This is a genomic window from Streptodolium elevatio, assembly GCF_053592165.1.
Window position 1 is genome coordinate 1 of record NZ_JBSFVE010000004.1, and the last position, 23753, is coordinate 23753.

Consider the following 23753-nt stretch of genomic DNA (forward strand, 5'->3'; position numbering starts at 1 on the left):
CCGCCCGCGATGCGCGGGCGGCCGGGACGGTGAGCAGGACGGCGGGGCGGGCGGATGCCCGCCCCGCCTCGTTCGTGTCACCGGAATTCCACCACCGAGGTGGGGTGTCCGGTCGCTGTGGTGTGCGCCTTTCCGGCGACGGTCGCCGCATGCGCCGAGCGGTACCGCTGACGGTCCCGTGCTCGATTGGCCGTGCAGGACGAGTTCTGACACTTCCAGCCCCAAGTACTCACGGGGACACCTCCGTGTGCGTCGAACGGTGTACCTCTTCCTCACTCGATCGAGGAGGTCGAGATACCGCACACAACATCAGCGGGGGTTCCGGGGTGTCGGTCGCCGGGGGCATCGAGATGGAATACGCACCGAATCAAGACGGAACAGCGAAATTCGCAACCATTCCGTGAGCGACGGAACCTCAGAATATCACGCAGTGCATTCGCGCGACTACACAGCGCGAAATCGGAGGAACCCGGGGGCCTATCCTGCCCCCGGGCTCCGGAGTGCCACCGAATTGCACATCCCGATACGTTTAAGAAGGCGGGTCATCCTGAGGTCGCCGTGTCTTCCCTTTGGACCATCCCCGCACGGAGAGCGGGGAACGGGAATCGAACCCGTATCCGACGATGACCGCCCGCCCCCGGTCGACCCGGGAATCGGTGGCGAATACTCAAACTGGAGCAGGACGTTGAGGCTGACCGCGGCTGCCTCTGCCATTTGGGCCACCCCGGCACGGAATGCCGGGGGAGGGACTCGAACCCCCACTTGACCGCGTCGTCACGACGAGTCTCAGATTGAGCTTGTGCTCCCGGCCCGCCTTTCGGCAGGGCCGGCGCGTCCCCCCGGACGTCGCCGGGGGGAGATTCGGAGACTACCCGAGCAGGTAGTCGAACACCACGGCGCCGATGGTGCGGTCGGTCACCTCCGCGCTGTTGGCCTCTTCCCGCGCGAACTTCACCGCGGTCTGCAACTTCTCGACGCGGCCCAGGAGTTCGTTGATGCGCCGGGCGGGCAGCGCGCCGGAGAACTTGACGGTGGTCCAGTAGCCGACCGGCACGTCCTCGAAGTACATCTCGACCTGCGCCGGGTGCTCGGCGGTGGCCTCGGCCTTCACGTGGTTGCGCGGCACCTTCTTGGTGCGCACGGTACGCACGGGCTCGGTGCGCCAGGTGTCCGTCGACGGGTCCTGCGACCACGACTCGGCGGCGTCGAGCACCGGGAGCTTGCGGATGAAGGTCGCGAGGTCGACCAACTGCTTCTCCAGGAACAGCAGGTACGACACCGGCACGTCGCGCAGCAGCGTGGTCCCCGCGACCACGACGTCCGCGTGGGCCTCGGTGTTCGCCCAGTCCTTCGTGGCGGTCACGTCGAAGAGCCTCGTCAGCGTCGCCGCGGTGGAACGCAGCACCTCCTCGGCGTTGACCTGCACCCGGGTGGACTCGGGCGGCAGTTGCTCGCCCTCCTCGTCCTTGGGCTGGTAGGTCCGGGCGATACCGGACAGCAGGGCCGACTTCTGGAGGTCCTGGTGAGCCTGCGTCAACTCCTGGAAAGCCTTGGACTTGACGCCCTTCTCGACGGCGATGATCTGATTCAGCTTGGTCACACGGAAACCCTAGGTGCGGTACGACGAACCGACCTAATGGTTTTCGGAAATTCCGCGCGCCGGGGTTCAGGCGCGTACCCGTTCCCCGCTCGGGTCGTAAAGGACGCGGGCCCCGACTTCTGCCGCGTACCGCTCGCCGAACAGCTCGACCTCGACGGGCGTCCCGGCCGTCGCGCGGTCGGCGGGCAGGTAGGCGTACGCGATCGACCGGCCGACGGTGTGCCCGAAGCCGCCCGAGGTCACCCCCGAGACCACCGCGCCGTCCAGCCACACCGGCTCGCTCCCCAGGCACACCGCCCGCGGATCCGCGAGGACCAGGCAGGCGAGCCGCCGGGTCACCCCTTCCGCGCACACCCGCAGCAGCGCGTCGCGGCCGAGGAACCCGCCGGGCTTGTCCGCCTCGTCGAGCCGCACGCAGAAGCCGAGGCCGGCCTCGAACGGGTTCACCTCCGGCGTCAGGTCGCTCCCCCACACCCGGTAGCCCTTCTCCAGGCGCAGCGACTCGATCGCGCGGTATCCGCCGGGCGTCACCCCGGGCAGTTCGGCGAGCGTCCGCCACAGCGCCGCGCCGTACTCGGCCGAACACGCGATCTCCCAGCCGAGCTCGCCGACGAACGTGACGCGGCTCGCCCGCACCGGGACGTCCCCGACGGTGGTCTCACGCGACGTCAGATAGGGAAACGCCGAGTTGCCGAGGTCGTCCGGGGTGAGCGGGGCGAGCAGGTCCCGGGCGCGCGGCCCCCACAGCGCGAAGCACGCGTACGCCCCCGACACGTCGGCGATCCGGACCGATCCGTCGCGCGGCGCGTGCCGCCTGAGCCACGCCAGGTCACGGGTCCCGCACGCGGTGCCGGTGTAGACGAGGAAGGCGTCCTCGGCGGTGCGGGTGACGGTCACGTCCGCCTCGATCCCGCCGCGCGCGTTGAGCATCTGGGTGTACGTCACGTCCCCGACGCCGCGGGCGACCCGGTTGTCGCACAGCCACTCGACGAGCCGCGCCGCGCCGGGCCCCGAGACCTCGATCTTGGCGAACGACGACTCGTCGAACAGCCCGGCCGAGGTGCGGGTCGCGGCGTGCTCCGCCGCGACGGCGGGCGCGTGGTCCCGCCCGGCCCAGCCCCTCGGGCGTCCTTCATCCGCTTCTCCTTCCGCACCCTTCCTCGCTCCGTCTGCCGCCCCCGGGGCAGCGCCGTGGGCCGGAGAAGGCTCCGGCCCGGCGGTGCCGGCATAGAAGTTCACTCTCTCCCACCCGGCCTTCTCACCGAGCACCGCGCCGTGTGAGACGTGCCACGCGTAGGCCGGCGAGAGCCGCAGCGGGCGGCCCGCGCGGCGTTCCCGGCCGGGGTACGGAATGTCGTAGTAGCTCTCGTAGTTCTCGACGGTCCGCTTGCGGGTGTAGCCGGGAGAGCGGTAGTGCGCGGCGAAGCGGCGGATGTCCATGTGGTGGACGTCGAGGCCGGGTTCGCCGTCCAGGATCCAGTCGGCCATGACGCGGCCGATGCCGCCCGCACCCGCGATGCCGTGCGCGCAGAAGCCGGCCGCGACGAAGAACCCGCCCACCTCGCTCTCGCCGAGGCAGAACTCGTTGTCGGGGGTGAACGCCTCGGGTCCGTTGACGAGTTTGCGCAGCCCGGCGTCCGCCACCACCGGCACGCGGCGCACGGAGTTGGCGGTGATCTCCTCGAAGCGCGGCCAGTCCTCAGGCAGCAGACGGCCGTTGAAGTCGGCGGGCACCGCGTCGCGGTCGCCGCGGACCAGCGCCCAGGGCGCGGAGGTGCGCTCGTAGCCGCCCATCAGCAGGCCGTCGACCTCTTCCCGGAAGTACACGAGGTTGTCGGGGTCGCGCAGGGTGGGCAGGCGGGTGCCGTCGCGCGGGCGGAGCGGCTCGGTGACGACGTACTGGTGGGACATCGGCACGAGCGGTACGCGTACGCCGACCATGCGGGCGATCTCCGCGGCGAACATCCCGCCGCAGTCGACGACCACTTCGCACTCGACGTCGCCCCGGTCGGTGCGGACCCGGGCGACCCGGCCCTCCGCGGTGTCGATGCCGACGACGCGGGTGTGGGTCGCGACGGCCACACCGCCCGCGCGGGCGCCGGCGGCGAGCGAATAGGTCAGTTGGGACGGGTCGACGTACCCGTCGGTCGGCAGGTACGTCGCGCCGAGCACGCCTTCCGTGCTCACCAGGGGAAACAGGTCGCGTACTTCGGCCGGCGAGATCTCGGTGAGCGGCAGGCCGACGGTACGCGCCCAGCCGATCTGGCGGCGGATCTCCAGGACCCGGTCCGGCGTGCAGGCCAGGCGGATGCCGCCGCACTCCACGAACCCGGGCGGGTGGTCGCCCTGTTGGAGTTCGCGGTACAGCTCGACGGAGTAGGTGTTCATGCGGGTGAGCGTCGGGTCGGCGCGCAACTGGCCGACCAGGCCCGCGGAGTGGAAGGTGGAGCCGCTGGTGAGGTCGGCGCGGTCCACCAGGAGCACGTCGCGCTCGCCGCGGGCGGCGAGATGGTAGGCGACGCTTGTACCGCCGACACCTCCCCCGATGACGACGATCCGGGCACGGGACGGGAGTTCACGGGTCACGGGGTGGTTCCCTCCGATGCGTGGCCGGTCCACACGACGACGCGGGTGCGGTCGCCGCGGAAGAGGTCGTCGGCGTGCTCGACCGGCGTCCCGGACGCGTCATAGGCGACACGTTCGACGGCCAGCAGGGGTGTTCCGTAGGGGATTTCCAGGAGTGCGGCGATCTCGTCGTCGGCGGCCACCGGCTCGATCCGCTCGGCCGCGCGCTCCGGCGCGCGTCCGTACCGGGTGCGCAGCAGGTCGTAGACCGAGCCGCCGAGGGCCTGTTCGGCGAGGTCGGGGAACAGCCCGGCGGGGAAGCGCGAGCGCTCCAGCGCGATGGGTTCGCCGTCCGCCAGGCGGACCCGGGTGACGTGGACGGCGAGTTCCGCGGGTCCGATGCCGAGCGCCGCGGCGGCGCGCGGGCCGGCGGGGGCGAGTGCGACCGCGAGGATGCGGGCGCCGGCCTCCAGCCCCTGGCGGCGTATGTAGTCGGCGAGTCCGCCGAAGGCACCGAGGTCGCGCTCGACCTTGGGGGACGCCACGAACGTGCCGCCGCCGCGTCCCGGACGGCGCACCACGAACCCGGACTGCTCCAGGTCGTGCAGGGCCAGGCGCAGGGTGGAGCGGCTGACCCCGAGCCGGTCGGCGAGTTCGCGTTCCGACGGCAGCCGGTCGCCGGGCCGGTAGCCGCCCGCCCGGATGGTGTCGGCGACACCGCGCCAGGCGCGGCCGCGCAGCGACGGATCGGCCGTACGGGTGGGCTCGCGGTCTCGGTCGACGGGCATGCGCCGTTTCCTACCACCACAACGCCTCTGAAGGACATACCAATTGGTGAATCGGACGGACCGAAAACTTCTCGGCGCCCTCTTGACGCCACCGGCCGGGACTCGCAGACTTCCGGAGCACCGCACGTCAGCACTCTGCCCACCCGCCCCGCGAATCACCTTGACCGCGCCCGTGTTTCAAATGGGTTAAGGGCAACCCATTGAGTGGCTCCGACTGCTTGGACACACCGTGACGGCTGCTCCCGACGCATCCGGGAACCCGGAAGACCTGTTCGCCGACCTCCTTGTCCGTGCGGGGATCGACCCCGGCCCGGACGCCGTCTACACGCCCCTGACCGGCGGTCTGAGCCACCGCGTCGTGCGGGTCGACGCGGGGGCGGACCGGCGCTGGATCCTGCGCGTGCTGGACCCGGCGGTCAACGCGGCGGGACTCGGCGTGCCGGCGTGGCAGGAGATCGACAACACGGTCCTCGCGGCGCGTACCGGCGTCGGCCCGCGCGTGCTGGGCACGGTCGGGCAACCGGCGGCCATGGTCCTGGAGTTCATCAACGGCACCACGCTCACCGCGGACGACCTGGGACGGCCCGCGACGCTGGTGCGGGTCGCCACGGCGTGCCGTCGTCTGCACGGGCGGTCCCCACGCTTCGCCAACGACTTCGACATCTTCCGCAAAGCCGAGGAACTCCTCGGCCTGTGTCTGCGGCACGGGTTGCCGATCCCGGCGGACTACACGGACCGCCTCCCCGACCTGGACGACCTCGAACGGGCCCTGGCTTGCCACCCGTTGCCGGCCCGGCCCTGCCACAACGACCTGCTGCCGGCCAACCTGGTGGACGACGGCCGTGCCGTACGCATCATCGACTACCAGCTCTCCGGCATGAACGACCCCGCGTTCGACCTCGGAGACATCGCCGCCGAGGCAGAACTGCCGCCCGACGCCGTGGAGATCCTCGCGTCCGCCTACTTCGGCCGCGAGATGACCGCACGCCACCTCGCCCGGGTCCGGCTGCACCGCATCGCCTCCGACATCGCCTGGACCCTGTGGTTCTCGGTCCACCACGGACTGCTCGCGGACTCCGCCGCCTCACCCGGGTTCGACTACCGGGCCGAGGCCGCGGGCAAGTGGGCACGGGCCGTACGCGCCTTGGACGCCGACGACTTCGGCCGGCTCCTGGACCGTGCGGCGGGACGTACCGCACCACCGGCCGGACCTGCCGGGGCCCGGTCGACCGGCCCCTGACCAGTTCACCCCACCGCCACTGGAGGTGTCATGGCGACCACCGTGCCCGACGAGGCCCCGCAGGCCGCACCCGAGCCGCACGACGCGGACGCGGAACGGCTCGCGCAGCTCGGCTACAAGCAGGAGCTGTCGCGGACGTGGAGCGGGTTCTCCAACTTCGCGATCTCGTTCTCCATCATCTCGATCCTGTCCGGCTGCTTCACCACGTTCGGCCAGGCGTGGAACAACGGCGGGCCGGTCGCGATCGCGTGGGGCTGGCCGATCATCTCGCTGTTCATCCTGGTCATCGGGTTCTGCATGGCGGAGCTGGTGTCCGCGTACCCGACGGCGGGCGGCATCTACTGGTGGGCCGCGAAACTCGGCAGACCGGTGCACGGGTGGTTCACCGGATGGCTCAACCTCATCGGCCTGATCGCGGTCACCGCGTCGGTGGACTACGGCTGCGCGACGTTCCTCAACATCCTCATCAAGATGTACGCGCCGGGCTGGGACGGCGACCTCAACACCGTCTTCCTGCTGTTCCTCGGCATCCTCGCGCTGCACGCCGTCATCAACATCTTCGGGCACGGCCTCATCGCGATGCTCCAGAACATCTCGGTGTACTGGCACGTGTTCGGGGTCGCGGCCGTCGTGCTGATCCTGGTGTTCGGGCCCGACTCGCACCAGGACGCCGGGTTCGTGTTCACCGAGCAGATCAACAACTCCGGCTTCGGCGACGGGATTTACTGGTTCTACGTACTGCCGCTGGGCTTCCTCCTGACGCAGTACACGATCACCGGCTTCGACGCGTGCGCGCACGTGTCCGAGGAGACGAAGGACGCCTCGGTCAGCGCCGCCAAGGGGCTGTGGCGGTCGATCTTCTACTCCGCGATCGGCGGCTGGATCCTGCTGCTGGCCTTCCTGTTCGCGGCCGACGACGTCGAGGCGGTGAACGAGGGCGCCGGGGCCATCGACGCGCTGCTCACGTCGGCGCTCAGCAGCGAACTCGCCAAAGCCGTGGTCCTGATCTCGGTCGCCGGACAGTTCCTGTGCGGCATGAGCTGCGTCACCAGCCTGTCGCGCATGGGCTACGCGTTCAGCCGGGACGGCGGCATACCGGGCTCGCGGATCTGGGCGCGGGTCGACGCCAACCGTACGCCGGTCAACGCGGTCCTCGGCGGCTGCACGGTCGCCGCGCTCATCACGCTGCCCGCGCTGTACAAGAGTTCGACCGGTGCGCCGACCGCGTTCTACGCCGTGACGTCGGTGGCGGTGATCGGCCTGTACCTCGCCTTCCTGATCCCGATCTGGCTGCGGCTGCGGCAGGGCGAGGCGTTCCAGACCGGGCCGTGGAACCTCGGCGCCCGCTACAAGTGGATGTGCTGGGTCGCGGTCGTCGAAATCGCGGTGATCTCGGTGTACTTCGTCATGCCGTTCACCCCCTCGGCCATCCCGTGGAACGACGACTTCGAGTGGACGTCGGTGAACTACGCGCCGATCGCGGTCGGCGGCGTGCTCCTCGCGATCACCGCCTGGTGGTACCTCGGGGCCCGCACCTGGTTCACCGGCCCGCGCCGCAACATCGACGAACCGGCGGCCGGCGAACCGGCCGTCGGGGCCGGGGAGAAGACCGCCGCCGCCGACTGACGCCGGGCGGGACGGAATCCGGACCGGGTCAGAACCGAGTCGGGACCGGGTCAGGACGTCGCCGCCCGTGCGGTGGCGAACAGTTCGGGCAGCGTGCCGGAGAAGTCCCGGAACATGCGCACCGCCACGACCCACGCCTCCGGTTCGTCCCCGAGCAGGTCCGCCGCCAGCGCCCGGGCCGCCTCGCACGGCTCCACGACCGCGGAGCGCGACGGGGCGGCTTGCGGGGTGCGGGCGATCAGGTCCAGGAACGCCACGGGAGACGTGCCGTACGCGAGCAGGTCCTCAGAGGTGAGGACGCCCGCGCGCAGCATCCGTTCCAGGACGGTGCGCTTCGGCGGCGTGACGGGGCGGCCGTGCCGGGCCCCCGCACCGAGCACCGCCATCGCGAACTCGCGTGTGCATCCCGGCTGCTCGCACAGGAGACCGGCCATCTGCCCGTCCAGGCGCCCGTCGAGCACCGCGTCGGTGAGCTCGGGCCAGGGCAGCGGTACGCCTTCCTGGACCGCCCTGCGCAGGTTCTCCTCGGCCGGTCCGCCCTTCTTCGCGAGGTACGCCACCACCTGCCCGGGCGCCATTGCCGCTGCCTGACGCTCGCGCAGCCGCGCGAGGCCGTCCTCGGCGGGGAGCAGGGCCCGCACGGTCTTGACCGTCGCGGCGGGCAGGCGCCCGAGATCGAGCAACTCCTCGACCTCGGTGGGGCCGTACCGCTCCCACACGGACACGAGCAGGAGCAGACGGCCGGCCTCGGTGCCCAGGCGCAGGCGCCGCAGGATCACCGCGGCCACCCCCGGGTCACCGCCGCCGAGCCCCGCGGTCAGGCGGGCGCGGTAGTGGCCGAGGTTGATGTCCTCCAGAACGTCAAGGACTTCGGGCGCGACACGCCCGCGGCTGCCGTCGGTGCGCACCCCGGCCAGGATGCGCACGCGCTCCTCGTCGGGCACCTGGGCGTGGGCGAACAGCGAGGCGTCGATGGCAGGTTCGTCGTACGCGAGCAACTCGGCCACCTCCTCCTTGGACAACCAGCCGCTCGCGGCGCGGGACGCCAGCGCGGGCACCCCGTGCTCGTCGACGAGAGCCTTGCGCACCTGCGGCGACAGCGCCTGGTAGTGGAAGACCAACAGGTGCTGAACCGCGCGGGCGTCGAAGTACGGGGCAAGCGCGACGGTCACCGAATCCGGCAGCAGGCGCAGCAGGTTCAGGAACAGGGCACGGGTGTTCTCCGGCTCCGTCGCCGGGAAAACCGCGGCGAGCGGCCGGGGCCACGTCGTGCTCCGCTTCGAAACCGGGGACGCGGCGACGCCGGCCACCATGTCCACCACCGAGCCGGCGAAGCGCGGCAGTCGGGCGTAGAACGTCAGCCACAGATGCGGGTCGTCGCCCAGCGGCGCGAACGCCTCGGCCAGCGCGGACCGTACCTCGGGGATGTCCGGCAGGGTCGGCAACATGCGGTTGGCAGGCGCGGCCTCACCCAGAACGCGGTCGAGGGGCATCCAGCCGGCGGCTATGCCGCGGCGCATCGCGTCGTCGAACTCGGCGGCAGCCAAAGCCCCCTGATTGGACACGATGTCGAAGGGCAGCCACACCGCGTGCTTGAGCGCGACGCGCGGGCGCGCCGCCTTCAGCGCCTCGTGCACCAAGTCCTGGGGGCAGCCCTCCCAAGACGTCAGCCAGCCCAGGGCGGTTTCCCCGAGCCGCTTGCGCGCGTGCTCGCGGCGTACCAGGTCCCAGTCGAACTCCGGCCGGTCCTCGAGGCCGCGCGGATTCTCGGTGGACTGCCGCAGATGCAGGAAGGTACGCGCGGCGGCGGGGTCGAGCCATTCCTCGGGCGGGCGGCGGTCGGCCAGATACGCGGACGGGTCCGGCGCCTGGGCGGCCTCGACCAGCATCGCCGCGAGGCCCGGATGGCCGAGCGGCTCCTTGGCGAGGTCCAGGAGGTCGGTACGCGTGCAGCGGTCCGCGACCGCCACGCAGAGGTCGACGGCGACCGCGTACGGCACGTCCGCGCACCGGTCCGCCGCGGCCTGGCGGACGACGACCGAGAAGGGCATCGTCGCCGCGCTCAGCGGGTCGCGGCGTGCGATCTCCCGCAGCGCCTGGACGAGGCCGTACTCGGCGTGCCAGCCCTCGTCCTCCTCGTCGTCGACGTGCGCGAGAACTTCGGCGAACACGGCGGGATCCGCGTGCTTCCGCCGCCGGTACAGGCTCGCCGCGATCGCGGGATCCCCCAGGCGAGCGGCGCGCATCAGGATTTCGTGCGCCTGCGGCCCACCGGACCACCCTTCGGCGAAGAACGCCGCGAGGTCGATGCCGTCGTCCGCGAGCACCCGCTCGACGGCCTCCTTGGGCAAGGCCGCGTAGCCCTCGACCATCGCCATGATCTCGACGCGAAACCGCTCCCGCAGCGCCGCGGCCACGTCGGGCCCGGCCAGACGCAAGGCGGTGGCCAGCTCAATCACGAATGCCCATCCCCGAGATCCGACACCGTTGGAAGGGCTCGATCCTGGCACAACCCGACGACAGCGAGCGGAGACGGTACGGCGGCCGACGTACCGCAAGTACCGCACGCGACGGCCCCGCCCCCGAAAGCACCCGTGCGGGCGTGGACCCGGCGCCGGGCCCCGTCACGCCCCGTCAGGCGCCCTGCTCGGCGCCGCGCTTCTTACGCCAGGCGATCACGCGCCGGATGAGTTCGATCAGCACGGTCATCACGGCGGCGGCCACGAGGCCGGCGATGATGCCCTTGAACGGACTGTCCTTGAACGCCGCGCCGCCCCAATACCCGAGCAGCGTGGCGTACGCCGCCCAGGTGATCGCCCCGATGGCCGACCACTTGCGGAACCGGGACCACGGGTAATCCACGATCCCGGCGGTGAGCGAGATCGCGGTGCGTCCGCCGGGGATGTAGCGGCCCGCGATGATCATCATGCCGCCGTACTCGCTCAGCCAGCGCTCCGCCTGCGCGCGGGCCTTCTTCCCACGCTCACCCGACAGCATCCGACGGGTGGCGAACGGCTCGGCCCAGCGTCCGATGGCGTACGCCGTGTTGTCCCCGGCGAAGGCGCCCACGGCACCGACGAAGATCAACAGGAAGAGGTTCGGCGACCCGGTGGCCGTCGCGAAGACGCCGCAAGCGATGAGCGACGTCTCACTCGGCACGATCGGCAGGATCGCATCGAGGAAGGCCATGACGCCCACGAGCAGATACGACCACGGCGAGTCGGCGAACCGCATGAACGGGTCGAACCAGGCTTCCACGGCGCATCCTCACGGCTGACGGTCACGGCACACACGCCTGTGCTGCTACCCCCGAGGTGGCCATACCTCACGTACCCGGCCCCCCACCTGCACTTTTCCCCCACACAACGTCGCCAGGACCGCCCTTTCGGATCTCGTCCAAAGACCACGTCGCGCCGGCCCTGGACGCCCCCTCCGCCATGCGTCGGCAATCGCAAAGCAAGCCCGCACCTCGCCCCCGCCCGCGCGCGCTCGCCACCGCGCGCACCCATCCCGACGCGACACGCGCGGACAAGGCCTGGTCCTACCGCAAAAGGCCTCGCCTGGAAGACAGCCCTGGCCGACCTCGGCGCCACCGGCAAACTCACCCGCCCACCACCGCCCGCAGGCCAACGGCAAAGTCGAGCGCTTCAACCGCACTCTGCTCGACGAATGGGCCAGCGCCCCTCCACCACCAACCAGAAACGCACCGACCAACTCGGCGCGTTCCTCCACGCCTACAACCACCACCGCTGCCACACCGCACGCCGAGCCAAGCCACCGATATTTCGCGCGAACAACGTGGCACGTCAAAACAGCTAGCCCGCAGGACTCGTGATCGCAGCCGTTCGCATCTGGGCCGCGCGATGATCCGAAGGAAACTGCCTAGTCCCCCTGGCGGGGGGAGGGGGCACGGGGGGCTGGGGGCGGGTCTGCGGAGTAGGGCATGCCGGAGGCGGACGGTGGGGGCGGGGGCGATGGCTGGGAGTCGAGCCAGCGCGGGGAGCGCAGGGCCGGGCCGCCGCCGGAGCCACCGGAACCGCCGCCCGATCCACCGCCGGAACCGCCGCTGGGGGCGGAGTCGTAGCCGTGTGCGGACATCCCGGAGGCGACGCCGCCCGCCGCGCTGCCGGCGCTGGAGGAGCCGGTCGAGGCGGTCGCGGTGGCGGTCGTACCGCGACCGGCGTGCACGCCCATGCCGGCCTTGACGTACGACGCGGTGCCGCCGGTCAGGGCCGCCTTGGACCCCGCCGCCATCTCCATGCGGCCGGCGCGCAACTGGCCGATGTCGTCGCCGAGAGCCGGGATGAAGCGGTAGACCATGACCGACGCGAAGATCGCCAGGAACATGATGGCGAGGCCCGTGAGCACCCCGGCGAGCGCGTCGGAACCACCGCCCGAACTGGCCGCCATGGCCAGGCCGAGCACGATGACGATGATGGGCTTGGCGAGCAGGATCGCCACCATCATGCCGACCCACCTGCGGACATGGCCCCACAGATCGCGGTCGACCACACCGGCGTAGACGATCGTGCCGAGGATCGCCCCGACGTACAGCAGCGCGGCGCGCACCAGGAGTTCGATCCACAGGATCATCGCCGCCAGGATGGCGAACATCGACACGAAGATGAGCGTCACCGGGCCGCCGCCGAGGCTCTGCGGGTCGAGGCCCTTGGAGAAACCCTCCATGAACTGGTCGGTGTCCTGTCTGGTGCCGCTGGCGATGGCCGCGGTGATCGAGTCGACGAGCGACACCGACAGATGCAGGGCCAAAGGAGTGAACGCGGACGCCATGACGGCCAGCCACAGGTAGCCGACCGCTTCACCGATCGCGGTGCCGAGCGGTACGCCGCGCACCGCGCGCTTGGTGACGGCGACCATCCAGACGATCAGGGTGAGGAACGCGGAGGCCGCAAACACGACGGCGTACTGCCGCAGGAACCCGGGATTCGTGAAGTCGACCGCAGTCGTCGCGTTGATGGCCGTCGTCAGTTTGCTGATGAACCACACGGCGGCTTCGGCGGTGGACTTCGCAATCGCCCCGAGCGGGTCCGCCGCGAAACTCAGCGGGCTGCCGGTTCGGGTACGGCACTGCTCCTTCTCAGGACTCGGCAGTTGGTCGCAATACGCCGCATAGTCGCCCCCGTTGGACGTCGAACCGCTGGGGCTTGGTGTCGGGGTCGTCGGTGTAGGTGACGGCGAGGGAGGCTGGGTCGCCCTCGGGTGGAGTCCGACCGCCGCGGGTGCCTCGTACGGGTGCGCGGCCGGCTGGGCGGATGCGCGTTCGCCGGTGAACAGCACTGCGGCGAGCATGCCGACGACGATGGGGACGAGGACCGCAAGGAGGCCCGTGACGGCACGGAGGTGCCTCCGCGGACGGCGGCGGATGCGGCGTACATCGTCCCGGTCGGACGGCGGAACTGCGGAGGGGGTGCGGGCATGCCGCGGAGGGCCCCCGCGGCGGAAGGGGCGTGTGGGTGGCCAGGAGGCCGGGGGTGGGGCGGTCGGGTCGGCGTCGGGGGTGTGGGGGGCGTCTTGCGGGCCGGTTGCCCGGTCCGCGGCCACACCTGTGCGCATGTCCGTCGTCGGGGCCCCGGCCGTCGGCGGCGCCGGGGAGACGCGGACCGCGACACCGCGACGCACCCCGGTCTCCACTGCCGTGCCCGCGTGCGGCACCGCAGCCCGACGGGGTCGAGCGTCCGGCCTTACGGTCATGCGAACTCCTGCGTTGGTGTGGCGCTTCGTCGATCTTTCCGGGCGTCCGGCCCGCTACGCCAGCGGGTTGGCGGACAGTGGCTGAGACTGCGTCGTAGGAGCGGGTTTTGTGGGTGCTGCTGGTACGTCCTGCGAGTCTTGTGCCGCCTGCGGGTCAATCTTCAGGGAGGACGGACCCACCTGGCCCACGATCGTCACGGGCGGGGGTGACGAAGGGGGCTTCTCTTGCGGCGGGTTGGCGGTGGACGGCGGTACGGGGGCGGGCTTGGGCGCCGCCGGCTTGGGGGCGGGCTTGGGCGGCGGAGTCGGGTCCGTGGCGGCCGGGGCGGGGACCGGTTTGACGGGCGGCTTGACCGGTTGCTCGGTCGGTTGTTCGGAGGGCTGCTCTGCGGGCTTTTCGGATGGTGGTGCTGCTGGTGGCTTCGGCTGGGGAGCGGGCTCGGCCGGGGCGGGCGCCGCCTTGCCGGGCTCCGGGGCCTCGGGGGTCTTCGGGATCTCGGGGACCTCGGGCTCGGGCTGCTCGGGCTGCTCCGGGGCGGGCGGCGCGGGCGGCGTCTGCGGGCTCTGCGGCTTCTGCGGCACCGGCGTTGGCGTGCCCGGTGGCGTGCGTGGCGGCGCCTGCGGCGCGGGTGACTCCGGTTCGGGCCGCGGGAGAACCGGGGCAGGAACCGGGACGGGGGCAGGGACGGGATCCGGGGGCGGCGGCGCGGGCTTGGTGACGGCGGGCACGACGGCGGGTTTGGGCGCGACGGGTTTCGGTGCGGACGGCTTGGGTGCCGAGGGCTTCGGCAACGACGGCAGGACCGCGGCGATCACCGGCCGTTCCGGCTTCTTCGGCTCGTCCGGCGGCTTCGGCTTCGTCGACGGCGGCTCCTGAGAGTTGTCGACAGGCGGTACGACCGGGGTGACCGGTGCGGGAAGCGGCTCCACCGGCTTGGGGGCGGGCGGCAGTTCGGGGACCACGGGTACGGACGGACCGCCCGGCTCCCGCGGACCACCGGACGGCAGGTCCGCGGCGGCGGGCGGTAACGGCAGGTCGTACGGGGCGAACGGGCCCATTGCCAGGACGCCTTCGGCAACCGGACCACTCAGCCCGGCAGACCCGCCCGGGCCACCTGAGCCGCCCGGCCCGTCGCTGTCTGTGGCGGCGTCAACCACCGGTACGACGCGCCCGTCGGTTCCGTTGCCGGACGAGGCCGCGGGCGGTGGGAACTCCTGTGCCGGCGGCGGCAACGGCAGGTCGTCCACCGCGACGGGTCCGAGCGCGGCGCTCGGGCCGCCCGTGTCCGGCGCCATGGGGCCGTAGACGCCGGGGAGTTGGCCGCTGGTGGCGCTGACGGGGCGTACTCCACTGTCTCCCGCCGCCGTGTCCGGTACCGCGTCGCGCGCCGCCGGGGCCGGGAGTTCGCGGGCCGGTCGCGGCAGCGGCAGGTCCGCGGGTGCCTCCGGCTCGGACCCGGCACCGCGTGCGGCGACATCGGTGGCGGTGTCGGCGTCCGTGTCCGGCGCGGACGCCGGGGTCCCCCGGCCCGCGGGCTCCCCCGCACCGGCCCCTCGGATCTCCTCCGCGTGCGCCGCGCCCGCCGTCGAGAACGCGGCGACGGTCAGCGATACCGACACCGCTGCCGTGATGAGTTTGCGTCGCAGGTCGTGGTCCATGCGGAGACTCCTTGTGGCTATACCGACCAACCCTCTTACGTCGTCGTTCCGGTGCTGCCTGTGGTGCCGGTGCCCGCCGGTCCCGGGGACGAGCCCTGTCCCGGTGAACCCGGCGGCGTGCCTTCGCGGGTGAGCGCGTACAGGGTCGGTGCGGTCGACGGTGCGGTGTCCAGGATCAGGATGAGCCGTCCGGTCGGGCCGCCCCAGGGCAGGGGTACGCCGGTCCCGAGCGGTACGGGCGCGCTCTTCGGGTCGGTGCCGTCCAGGACTACGGCGGTCTGCGGGTCGGCGGCGGTCTGTCCGTACAGGAGGTTGCCCCAACCGATCACCGGGCCGAACCCCGAACGTACGGCGGCTTTTCCGCCTTTCAGGTCGAACACCAGCGGGCCCAGTGCGGCCACTTGCCCGTCGGTGCCCCACACCCACGCCGTTTTGCGCATCTCCTCGAGCGGCGCGTCCGCGGTGATGCGGGCCTCGCCGGTGGTGGCGTCGTACAGCACGACGGTGACCGTGGCCGCGTCCGGGCCGGTCCACACCACGGCCACGCGGTTGTGTCCGGCGGCGGCGATCCGGAAGAGCGTCGCACCGGGGCGCGGCGGTGCGGGGGTGATCGCGGTGGCCTCCCGGCCCGGTGCGGCGTTCCACCACGGGCCCACCGGGACCGCCGCGATGACGTTCGCGCCGTCGGCCGCCATCGCCGTGGCGCCGGGCGGGAGTTGGACGGCGGCCAGCCTGCCGTCACGCACCACCTGGACGTCGGTGCCGTTGACGACGAGCGGCGAGTCGCCCGCGTAGCTGACGACGGCACCGGCGGGCACGTCGAGGGTCGTGGGGGCGGCGGAGCCGTCGGCGGGGGCGTACGCGAGCACGTCGCCCGCATGCACGAGCACCGACATGGTGCCGTCCACGGCGCCCAGCTTGACGCCGCGGTGTTCGCCCTTGGGCAGGTCGAACGAGCGTCGTACGCGGCCGTCCGCGGGATCCAGGATCGCGACCTGTTTGGCCGGGGTGATGACCGCGACGGCCGTCGTCCCGGAGGCGATGGTGGCCGCCCGGGCCGTCGGCGGGGCGACCACGGCGGTCCAGGCGGCGGTACGCGACCATCCGTTCGGCGCGGCGGCCGGCAGTACCGCGGGGCGCGCGGACGTCGACGCGGCGGGCGGACTGGGCGAGTTCGAGGGCGGCGGCTCCTTGTCGCCGTCGTCGCCGCGCTTGACGAAAGCGAGGACCACGAAAGCCGCGACCAGCACCGCGAACACCACGGTGATGATGACGAGTCGCCGGAACAGCGGGGGTCGCCGCGGGGGTTCGTCCCAGGCGTCCTCGCCCTGGAACCGGATGACGTGTGCGGCACCGGAATCCGCGGGGGGCGCGTCCTGCCGCCAGGGCGCGTCCGGCTGCGGTTGCCACGGGGCGTGGTCCTCGCCCACGTAGGCGGCCGGCGGGAACGGGTCCGGTTCCAGGTCGGGATCCGGTTCGCTGCCGTGGCGCGCGGCCGGTCCCCCGGCGGTGGACGCCGGGTCCGCGGCCGTGTCTCGGCCGGGGACGAAGCCGAACGGCGGTTCGCCCGGCCCTTCCCAGACGGGACGCCGCGGCGGAGGCGGAGGTGACGACGGCGCCGCAGCCGGTTCCGCAGCCGTCTCCGGGGCGGGAGCCGGAGCGGGAGCCGGGATCGGCACCGGCCGGTCGCCCGATGCCGGAGGCGGCAACTGGGCGGTCGCAAGCGGTCGGTCGTCGCGCAGGTCGCGGGGCGGCGGGGCGGGATGCGGCCACGGGTCGCCTTCGGGAGGCGGCGGGCCGGCCGCGGCATCGTTGCGCTGCCACGAAGTCTCCCCGGTACGCGGAGGCCCCAGGTGTGCGGCGGCGACGTCACCGAGCAGCGCGGACACCCCGTGCCCGGGCTCGACAGGCGGCACACGCGGCGCGGGGCGCTCGATATCCGGTGCGGGCACTGCCGGTACGGGCCCCGGACGAACCGGCCCCGGACGTACAGGTCCTGGAGGTACGGGCCCCGGAGGCACGTGCCCCGGCGGAACCGGGCCTTGACGTACGGGTCCTGGAGGCGCCGGGAGCGCGGGCGGAGGGGCGGAGGCCGCCGGGAGCACGGGTGCGGGCCGTTCCACCTGCGGCTGGTGGCCCGACTGCGGAGGCCGTCCGATCTGCGGCGGACGCTCGACGTGCGCGGGCCGGTCGACACGTGGCGGCGGAGTCTCCGCGCGCGGCAACGGTGCGGCGGCGGACGGCGCAACAGGGCCGTCCTTGGGGCGCTGCGGCGGTCCTATCCGCGGCCCGACTCGCGGGGGCACCGAGGGACGCGCGGGCGGCCCTGGGAGGACCGGTCCGGCCGCCTCCGGTCCGGCGGCCAACGCGGGCGGCAGACGGGTCGCGGGCGGCTCGACGCGCGGCGCGGGCCGCTCGACCTCGGGGGCGGGAACGGCGGCTCGCCGGCTCACCGCAGGGGCGGCCGCGGCCTCGTCCGGTACGACCGGTTCATCGGCGACGTCGGACACCCTGGAGGAACCGGGCTCTTCGGGCTCTTCGGACCGATCGAATACACCGGGCAAGTCACGCCCAGGCGGCTCGGGTTGTCCCGATGGCCTCGTCTCCCCCGACGCGCGCCTGTCCGGGAACGCCTGTTCCTCGGCCCGTTCGGGCACCTCGGGTTCACGAACCGGGCCCGAATCCGGGCCCGAAACCGGATGCGGGGCCGGACCCGAAACCGGGCCCGAAACCGGAGCCGAAGGAGGCGCTCCGGCCTCCGCAGGCGTCACGGCCGCCCACTCGCCGGAGTCCTCGACGGTCGGTTCCTGCGGTCCGTCCGCGTCCGGTTCCGACTCCCCGAATGCGTCCGGCTCTTCCGCCGACCCGTCCCGCTCGGCCGTCTGCCCAGTCGCCTCTCCTGTCGCCTCTCCTGTCGTCTCCCCTGCTGTCTCCCCTGCCGTCTCCTCCGGTGCTTCCCCGTCCGCGTCCTCGTCGAGTTCCGCCAGCCAGGCCGGGGTGGGCAGGTCGTCGAGCGGCCCACGGCCGGGATCAGCCGAGGGCTCCGCGTGACCGTACCTCTCGCCGGACAACTGGTGGCCTCCCTCCGCCAAGTCGGTGTCCTCGCCTTCGGCGCCCGTCCCCGCGCCGCCGTACTCCGTGCTTCTTCCCCGCGACACCCGCTCACGACCTCACGAGCATGTCCGAGACACGCCACGGATCCGCCGCGGACTGACGGGTGAGGAGCGCGAAGACCACCACGGTGACCTCGGTCCCCTTCCAACCGTCACGCCCGGTCGGCGTGTAGCGCACGAGCCACTGCCGATACGCGGTCGTCGCGGTGTCGGTCGGCGCCTGGTCCCGCCCGCGTTCCAACACCGGAGCGGTGTACGCCCGATGCTCCGTCCACGTCGTCCAGTCCGCGCCCGGCGGACTGACCGACACGTGTTCCCGCTGTGTGGCCGCGTATTCCTCGGTCAGCCATGGTTGCGCACGCAGCACCGCGTCCTGCGACGTGGTGTCGGTGGTCGTGTCGTACGTGAACATCACGGTGAGCGCCGCCGACGAGACCGCCGACGCGTCGCTCTGCGCGACCTTCGCGGTACTCGGCAGCGGCAGCGTGGGAGTCGCCGTTCCGCGCGGGATCGGCTGCGCGGGAGGCACGGTGGCCGGTGCGGTCCTCGACGGGGAGGACGACGCGGCCGGTGTGTCGTCCCCCGCGCCGGACGTCTTGCCCGCCTTGCCGATGAGGCCGCATCCGCCGAACAGTGCGGCGCCGACGATCAGCGCGAGAAACGTGAGCAATGCCACTGTGCCGCGCAGCCCTTGGGCCGCCCGCATGCCGGGGCCGTCGGAGCTCATCCGAACCTCCGTACCAACCAGGCCGAGTTCGCGTAGTAGGACTCCGACAAGTCGGACACCTTCACCACGTCCCCCGTCTTGGGGGCGTGGACCATCTGCCCGTTGCCGATGTAGATGCCGATGTGGCTGTAGTCGCCATTGCGGTGCGGGTCGAAGCCGATCACGTCGCCGGGCAGCATCACCGCGAAGTCGCGCGGCACCGGCTGACCCACCGTCACCTGCGCCTGGGACACGCGCGGCAGCATGAGTTTGCCTCCCGACGCGTGGTACACCGCGTACTGGACCAGGCTCGAACAGTCGAATCCTTCGACGCCCGCGCCGTTGCCGAAGCCCTCGGACGGCCCCGACGTGTCGCCGCCGCCCCACGAATAGGGCACGCCGCGATGGCGCATGGCGAACTCCACGACCGCCTGGCCGAACGGCGTCCCGGCGGCGATGTCGGGGATGACGTCCTGGTACTTGTCCATGAGGCTGCGGATGACGCGCACATAGTTCTGCGTCTCGGTGTACTGCGGAATGCCCGCGTACTTCAGCACTGCTCCGGGACCCGCGTTGTACGCCGCGAGCATGAGGTCCTGCACGTCGCCGCTCGCCCGTCCCGTCTCGATGTACCCGCGCACCAGCGCGGCGAGCTCGCAGTCGTACCGCGCCGCCGCCATGATCGCGTCACCGGGATGGTACGGGCTCGCGCCGCCGCCGTCCTCGTCTTGGCCGTAGTTCGGCCACGTGCCGGGCATGAACTGGGCGATCCCCATCGCGCCGACGGGGCTGACCGCGTTGGGGTTCCAGCCCGACTCCTGCTCCAACTGCGCGGCGAGCAGCTGCGGGGTGACCTCGGGACACATCTGCCCGGCCCGCGTGACCCACTCGCGGTACTGCGCCGGAACCTGCGCCCCGTTGAAGGTCGCGTTGAGCCGCGCGCCCACCGGCCCCGTCGAAGGCAACCCGCCGGCCAGCGCCGCGATCACCAGCAGTGCCGCCACCATGAGGGCGAACGGCAGGACCAGGAACCCGGCGATCGCCCGCCCGGGCTTCACGCCGCACCTGCTCGGCGGACCCGGTCAACGCGTTCGCTCCGCACGGAACTTGCGCTCGGTGCGCGACGCACCGCACCGCCGTTCGCGCGCGCGACCCGTGCCGCACCCGCCTGTTCGCGGGGATGGACCGGCCCCACCTCGGTACCCGGTCGTCCGACGACCGTCGTCTGCCGCATGGTGCCCCCGATCCCACGGCGGTCCGAACTGGGCGGTGCCCGGGCCACCGAAAAGCGTCGCGCCCGATCTCGGTCATGCCATCCTGCCCCGACGCCACCCCTGCGTGTCCAGCCGCGGCCCCTCCGTAGCCACAACTGCGTCCACAACCACGCATGCGCGTTCGGGACCTAGGGCATTGTCCCTTCTATCCGGCCAACTCGCGCCCACTACCGGAAGGTTGGAAAGCTCCCGCGGTAGGCGTGGGGCGGCCGGGGCATACCGGGTGCATCGGGACGTGCGGTAGGTTCCCGCTGCTGGCCGGAATCGCGTCATCGCGCGGGGGTAGGCATGTCCAGGGAAAGCACGCCGCAACAGGCGAATCAGCCATTCGAACCCATGGAAACCCCGAGGGGGTTCGTACTGCTGGTGGCCGGAGTCGGCCAAGGGCGGCGCAAGAGCCGCGCGTTGGCCGATTCGGAGGCCGCGCTCGCCGGTTGGGTCGGCCTGCCGCCCCAGATCCTGGTCCCGGACGCTCCCGCCGACGTCGTCCAGTTGCCCGCCGGGTCCGGACCGCAGACGGTACGCGGCTACCTCGAGCGCTCGTCGGTCACCCCCGGACCGGTCATCGTCTACCTGACCGGTCATCTGATGCCGGACCGGCGTGGCGAGTTGCATGTCACACTGCGCGACTCGTCGCCGGGCAGCGTGCGGTACGACGGGCTCCCGTGGGCCTGGCTCGCCGAGACCCTGCGGATCCGCGACCCGCGCAACACGCTGGTGATCGTCGACCTGACCGCGTCGGCCGACCTGCGCGCCGAGGTGACCGTCGCCCCCGGGACGCTGGCCGACCGCCTGCCGCTGTGGGGCGTCCTGACCCCGCCGGCCACCCACGACGACCCCGCGCACGCGTTCACCCGGACCCTGACCGTCGCCGCGCGCCGCGGCTTCGCGGGCTGCCCGGCGACCGTCGACCCGGCGACGGTCCACCCGGCGATCTTCGGCCGGGCCCAACTGCCGGAGGGCACGGTGCAGATCGTGCCGCCCGCCGACACGACGCTGCGGCTCGCGAACCGGATGCCCGCCGAGGGCTCGTACGCGATCTCGTACGGCGGCACACGCAGCGAGGCCACCGGCCGGCACCGCGCCGTCCCGGGCCGGGCCCCGCGCGATTCCGCGCCGCCCGCGCCCGAACCCGAAGTCGCGGTGCCCGCACCGGCACCGTTCCTGCAACCGGAACCGGGAGAGGCGCAGGACTGGGGCGCGGGGGTGGCGGCGGGGGTGCCGACCACCGCGCAACTGCGCGTGACCATCCCGCACCTGCTCCCGCAGGCCGCCGAGGAGGAGCGGGCCGCCGGGCCGTACCTGTACCGCGAGCGGGTGGGCAGCCTTCGCGCGGCCGTGGCGGCCGGGGACTTCGACGAGGCACTGGCACTCGCGCGGGCCATCACCCACGACATGGAGACGCGGTACGGCCTCGGCCCGGAACACCGCGACACCCTCGACGCGTTGGAGACGTGGGCCTGGCTGACCGCACGGGCCGGGCGCATCGACGAAGCGGTGACGCTGTACACCGAGACGGCGCGCCGCAGCGCGCGGATCCACGGCCCCGGGCACGCCACCACCCGCGCCGCCGCCGACGCGGCGCACACCCTGTGGCTCGACCTTCCGGACGTCGCACAGGCCCGCGAGCTGGGCCCCGCGGTGGTGGCGCTGCGGGAGTTGGTGCTCGGCAGCGGCGCGCACACGCGTGAAGCCGCGGCCGCGCACCTGGAGGCGCTGTCCGCGCCTCGTGCCCCCTCCGAGCAACCGCTGCCGCCCCCGCCCGAGTTGCGCGAGGCGCTCGCGGACGTCGCGGCCATCGCCGCCGAGGGACGACACGACGAGGCGCTGGGCGCGGCGGACGCCATCGTCGACGCCCTGGTCGCCGACCTGGGTTGGGAGCACGCGCACACCCTCAACGTGCGCGAGGTCCGGGCGTATCTGACCGCGGAGTCCGGACGGTTGGCCGATGCGGTGACGGCCTACCTGGACATTGCCGAGTCCCGGCTCCTCGCACGCGGGCCCGAGCACCCCGACACCATCTCCGCGGCGGACAACGCCCACGCGCTGTGGCTGCGCCTGCCCGACGACGACACCGCGACGGTGTCGACCGGCGTACGCCTCATCGCGGTACGCGAGCACATCCCGGGACCGGGCGGGCGGGCGCTGGTGGGGGCGCGGGCGCGCGTACGGGAGCTGACAGCTCGTCAGGCCGAACCGTACGCCGAGCCCGCGGGCCCGTTTCCGTTCCCGACGCGCGCCGGGGACGCGGGCGACGCCCCCATCGACATCTGGGCCGACCCGCCGACCATCGCCGAGACAGAAGCGGAGATCGGCGCGGAGACCGGGCCGTGGTCCGGTCCTTGGCGGGGACCGACCGAACGGTTCGAACCGGTCGAACCTGTCGAGCCGTTCGAACCCGGCACGCCGACCGATCCGCTCGCCGGCACGGCGCCGACCGGTCCGCCCGGTCAGTCCGAGCCGCCCGGTCAGTCCGAGCCGCCCCGTGCAACCGAGCCGGGCGCTCCGACCGCCCAGGCCGCGCAAACCCCGAAGACCGCGCAGACCCCGCAGACGGCTCCAGTACCCCCAGCACCTCCCGCAGTGGCCCCAGTCGCGGCGAGCGAGCCCCCGGCACCGACATCCGACCCGTCCGGCGAACTGGTGCGTCCGCGCGCGTCGATGCCCGCGCCGATCCCTCCCCCGCCCGTCGCGACCGCCGCCCACCTCGCGCCGCCGCCCCCGCCGGCACCCCCGTCCCCGGCCCCGCCCGGCCACGCCGTCCCGGCCCGGAACGGATCCGCCAACACGACGTCCGCCGTCGCACCCCGCAAAGCGGCCCGGCCACCGGCGGAGCTACGCGCGGCGCTGCACGCCATAAAGGACGCCGCGGCGCACGACAACCACGTGGAAGCCCTCACCCTCGCCGAGGAGTTGATGCGCGGTGTCGAGGCCCGGCACGGTCCCGCCCATCCGTTCACGCTCAACGCGTACGAAGTACGCGCCCATCTGACGGCGTCAGCCGGTCTGTTCGCGACCGCGGCCCGGCAGTACACCACCCTCGCGCACCGGCTCGCCGAGGCCGGGGACCCGGACGACCCGGCGGCCCGCTCCGCGGCGGACGCCGCCCAGGCACTGTGGCTGCGGCTGGGACGTACCGAGGCGGCACGCAACCTGGGACCGGGGATCATCGACCTCCGCCGCCGCGTACCGGGCCCGGACGGCACCGCGCTGCTGGCCGCCCGCGACCACCTCAGCGGCCTGACGACGGAGCCGCGTCCGTGACGGCCCGGGCCGCCGCGAGGGCCGCGACGCCCCGCACCCCGTCGGCGCCCCTGACGGGAACGGGTGCGCGCGGCAACACGCGTCCGCCCCAAGGGCGGACGGATCACCATCGAAATGACACCGAATCAGGTAAGCGGACGTTCGCGTTGCGTGAACCCGCCACGGCTGTCGGATGCGACGGGCATCCTGGAACCGGGCAGGACGAT

Annotated in this window: 13 protein-coding genes and 1 pseudogene; 4 read left to right on the forward strand and 10 right to left on the reverse strand. The window is 72.7% G+C overall.

The features are described 5' to 3' along the window. Nucleotides 1–868: 868 nt before the first annotated feature. The 3 genes from ACWD12_RS09735 to ACWD12_RS09745 all read right to left on the reverse strand — a co-directional run bounded on the left by ACWD12_RS09735 (nucleotide 869) and on the right by ACWD12_RS09745 (nucleotide 4953). Nucleotides 869–1600, reverse strand: coding sequence for a DUF7873 family protein (locus ACWD12_RS09735; RefSeq protein ID WP_358361258.1), 732 nt, complete (start codon nucleotides 1598–1600; stop codon nucleotides 869–871). Nucleotides 1601–1666: 66 nt separating this feature from the next. Then, nucleotides 1667–4186, reverse strand: coding sequence for a GcvT family protein (locus tag ACWD12_RS09740; RefSeq protein ID WP_450099073.1), 2520 nt, complete (start codon nucleotides 4184–4186; stop codon nucleotides 1667–1669). Next, nucleotides 4183–4953: a GntR family transcriptional regulator gene (locus ACWD12_RS09745; RefSeq protein ID WP_450099074.1), complete on the reverse strand. Its 771-nt coding sequence runs from the start codon at nucleotides 4951–4953 to the stop codon at nucleotides 4183–4185. The genes ACWD12_RS09740 and ACWD12_RS09745 overlap by 4 nt, the downstream gene beginning before the upstream one ends. A gap of 229 nt (nucleotides 4954–5182) precedes the next feature. On the opposite strand from ACWD12_RS09745, the gene ACWD12_RS09750 reads away from it, so the two are divergent. Further along, the gene (locus tag ACWD12_RS09750; RefSeq protein ID WP_450099075.1) at nucleotides 5183–6193 is read left to right on the forward strand and encodes a phosphotransferase; all 1011 of its coding nucleotides are present in this window, start codon (nucleotides 5183–5185) and stop codon (nucleotides 6191–6193) included. 30 nt (nucleotides 6194–6223) lie between these two features. Beyond that, nucleotides 6224–7819 carry an amino acid permease gene (locus ACWD12_RS09755; protein WP_450099076.1) on the forward strand — a complete coding sequence of 532 codons (1596 nt, stop codon included), beginning with the start codon at nucleotides 6224–6226 and terminating at the stop codon, nucleotides 7817–7819. A 50-nt stretch (nucleotides 7820–7869) separates the two neighbouring features. On the opposite strand, the gene ACWD12_RS09760 is transcribed toward ACWD12_RS09755, so the two are convergent. Both ACWD12_RS09760 and ACWD12_RS09765 read right to left on the reverse strand, forming a co-directional pair. Further along, entirely contained in the window at nucleotides 7870–10278 is a 2409-nt protein-coding gene (locus tag ACWD12_RS09760; RefSeq protein WP_450099077.1) for a hypothetical protein, read from the reverse strand. 175 nt (nucleotides 10279–10453) lie between these two features. Continuing rightward, nucleotides 10454–11077: a DedA family protein gene (locus tag ACWD12_RS09765; protein WP_358361276.1), complete on the reverse strand. Its 624-nt coding sequence runs from the start codon at nucleotides 11075–11077 to the stop codon at nucleotides 10454–10456. Nucleotides 11078–11413: 336 nt separating this feature from the next. Between ACWD12_RS09765 and ACWD12_RS09770 the strand changes: the two are divergent. Then, nucleotides 11414–11638, forward strand: a pseudogene (locus ACWD12_RS09770) (integrase core domain-containing protein); the annotation flags it as partial. A 63-nt stretch (nucleotides 11639–11701) separates the two neighbouring features. Here the strand turns inward: ACWD12_RS09770 and ACWD12_RS09775 are convergent. The 5 genes from ACWD12_RS09775 to ACWD12_RS09795 all read right to left on the reverse strand — a co-directional run bounded on the left by ACWD12_RS09775 (nucleotide 11702) and on the right by ACWD12_RS09795 (nucleotide 20067). Continuing rightward, on the reverse strand, nucleotides 11702–13129 hold the full coding sequence (locus ACWD12_RS09775) for a hypothetical protein (protein ID WP_450099078.1): 1428 nt from the start codon (nucleotides 13127–13129) through the stop codon (nucleotides 11702–11704). A gap of 456 nt (nucleotides 13130–13585) precedes the next feature. Continuing rightward, a complete protein-coding gene (locus ACWD12_RS09780; protein ID WP_450099079.1) occupies nucleotides 13586–15190 on the reverse strand; it encodes a hypothetical protein in 1605 nt (534 codons plus the stop codon). 35 nt (nucleotides 15191–15225) lie between these two features. Then, entirely contained in the window at nucleotides 15226–17142 is a 1917-nt protein-coding gene (locus ACWD12_RS09785; protein ID WP_450099080.1) for a hypothetical protein, read from the reverse strand. 1210 nt (nucleotides 17143–18352) lie between these two features. Further along, nucleotides 18353–19030: a hypothetical protein gene (locus tag ACWD12_RS09790; RefSeq protein WP_450099081.1), complete on the reverse strand. Its 678-nt coding sequence runs from the start codon at nucleotides 19028–19030 to the stop codon at nucleotides 18353–18355. Next, nucleotides 19027–20067 carry a bifunctional lytic transglycosylase/C40 family peptidase gene (locus ACWD12_RS09795; protein WP_450099082.1) on the reverse strand — a complete coding sequence of 347 codons (1041 nt, stop codon included), beginning with the start codon at nucleotides 20065–20067 and terminating at the stop codon, nucleotides 19027–19029. Before ACWD12_RS09795 ends, ACWD12_RS09790 begins: the two co-directional genes overlap by 4 nt. 552 nt (nucleotides 20068–20619) lie before the next feature. Between ACWD12_RS09795 and ACWD12_RS09800 the strand changes: the two genes are divergently transcribed. Then, the gene (locus ACWD12_RS09800; RefSeq protein WP_450099083.1) at nucleotides 20620–23547 is read left to right on the forward strand and encodes a hypothetical protein; all 2928 of its coding nucleotides are present in this window, start codon (nucleotides 20620–20622) and stop codon (nucleotides 23545–23547) included. Nucleotides 23548–23753 lie beyond the last annotated feature (206 nt).

Coding starts and splice junctions, on each gene's coding strand:
- ACWD12_RS09745 (WP_450099074.1), bottom strand. CDS start 4,953: ATGCCCGTCGACCGAGACCGCGAGCCCACCCGTACGGCCGATCCGTCG.
- ACWD12_RS09755 (WP_450099076.1), top strand. CDS start 6,224: ATGGCGACCACCGTGCCCGACGAGGCCCCGCAGGCCGCACCCGAGCCG.
- ACWD12_RS09775 (WP_450099078.1), bottom strand. CDS start 13,129: ATGCTCGCCGCAGTGCTGTTCACCGGCGAACGCGCATCCGCCCAGCCG.
- ACWD12_RS09780 (WP_450099079.1), bottom strand. CDS start 15,190: ATGGACCACGACCTGCGACGCAAACTCATCACGGCAGCGGTGTCGGTA.
- ACWD12_RS09790 (WP_450099081.1), bottom strand. CDS start 19,030: ATGAGCTCCGACGGCCCCGGCATGCGGGCGGCCCAAGGGCTGCGCGGC.
- ACWD12_RS09800 (WP_450099083.1), top strand. CDS start 20,620: ATGGAAACCCCGAGGGGGTTCGTACTGCTGGTGGCCGGAGTCGGCCAA.